The sequence below is a fragment of the Paenibacillus sp. A3 genome (genome assembly GCF_001399685.1).
Lineage (GTDB): Bacteria > Bacillota > Bacilli > Paenibacillales > NBRC-103111 > Paenibacillus_G.
Genome location: NZ_JTHN01000323.1, coordinates 1 through 1,286, shown reverse-complemented (window position 1 = coordinate 1,286; position 1,286 = coordinate 1). Strand labels below are relative to the sequence as shown.

Genomic DNA, 1,286 nt, shown 5'->3' with positions numbered 1-1,286 from the left:
GCCGCCGGTTACGTCCGTTACGGATACGGCTTCAAGGCCGGGTAGAGGAGTCGAACCGGTCAAGCCGGTGGAACCCGTTGCAGGTGTCGATATCCGCATCGGAGAGCCGCAATCGAAGCCCGTTTCCCGGATAAGCGGCAGGGAATCGGATGAAAATAAGCTATCGCCTGAATGGATGCAGAAAAAGACGCAAATATTACTGATGTTGGAGCGGGATTGGCAGGTAGGCGAAGACCAAATCCGGCTGGAGCTGGCGGCGGGGAGGTGATGCGGATGGGAGAGATGCGGAGAAGGATGCAATCGTGGCTTGGCGGCGGCCCGGGCGGTCCAAAGCGGGTGCAGACGTTTCGATGGGTGCTGCTGCTCGGGCTCGCAGGCGCTGCACTTATGATTCTGAACTCGTTTATCACCGTGAAGGAGGTGGATCCCATCGGCACGGGACGGGCGTCTCCTCCCGATCAGACCAAGCCGGCCTTCGGTCAAGGAAGCAAAGAGCTAAGCCTATTCAAAGATTATGAGGAAGCGTATGAAACCGAGCTCAGAGACATTTTGTCGAAAATTGTCGGAGTGGGCGATGTGGAAGTGCTGGTGACCATTGAGTCGACGGAGGAACTGAACGTCGAGCGCAACACCAAGGAAACGCAGCAAATCACCAATGAGAAAGATCCGCAGGGGGCCACGAGACATATCACCGACGTGACCCGTAACGGCGAAGTTGTGCTCTACGAGATCTCGGGCGGCAAGCAGCCGCTCGTCGTCAAGACGATAAAGCCGAAAATCCGCGGCGTGCTCGTCGTCGCCAAGGGCGCGGAAAACCTGACGGTGAAAAAAATGATTACCGAAGCGGTAGAACGCGGGCTGGATGTGCCTGCCCACCGGATATCGATCCAGCCTCGCAAGCAGTAAGCCGTACGAGGCCGGTGCGATACATTCAATTTTAAACAAGGATAAACGTTAAGGAGGATATGCAATGAATTCGAAAAGACAAACCATTTGGCTTGTATCCATGCTTAGTTTGATGGTGGTGCTGTCCGCCTACTACTTGTTTACGGAAGACGTGGGCAATGTGGAAGTGACGGGAACGACGCCGAAGGAAATGACGATCAGCGCCGGGCAAACGGACGCGATGCATCCCGCGGCGACGGATGCGAACGCCGGTCCGAGAGGCGAGCAAAAACCGGGACAAAAGCCGGAAGTAAAGCCCGAACAGAAGCCTGAGGTGAAACCGGAACAGAAGCCCGAGATGAAACCCGAGCAGAAGCCTGAGGTGAAGCCGGAGCCAAAAC

At 56.1% G+C, this 1,286-nt stretch carries 1 protein-coding gene and 2 pseudogenes; all 3 read left to right on the top strand.

Annotation, left to right across the window (positions count from 1 at the left end):
* Positions 1-268, top strand: a pseudogene (locus tag QJ48_RS37815) (hypothetical protein); the annotation flags it as partial.
* A 5-nt stretch (positions 269-273) separates the two neighbouring features.
* The gene (spoIIIAG, locus tag QJ48_RS34045) at positions 274-906 is read left to right on the top strand and encodes a stage III sporulation protein AG (protein ID WP_054977714.1); all 633 of its coding nucleotides are present in this window, start codon (positions 274-276) and stop codon (positions 904-906) included.
* 64 nt (positions 907-970) lie between these two features.
* Positions 971-1,286 (top strand): annotated as a pseudogene (locus tag QJ48_RS39095) (SpoIIIAH-like family protein); the annotation flags it as partial.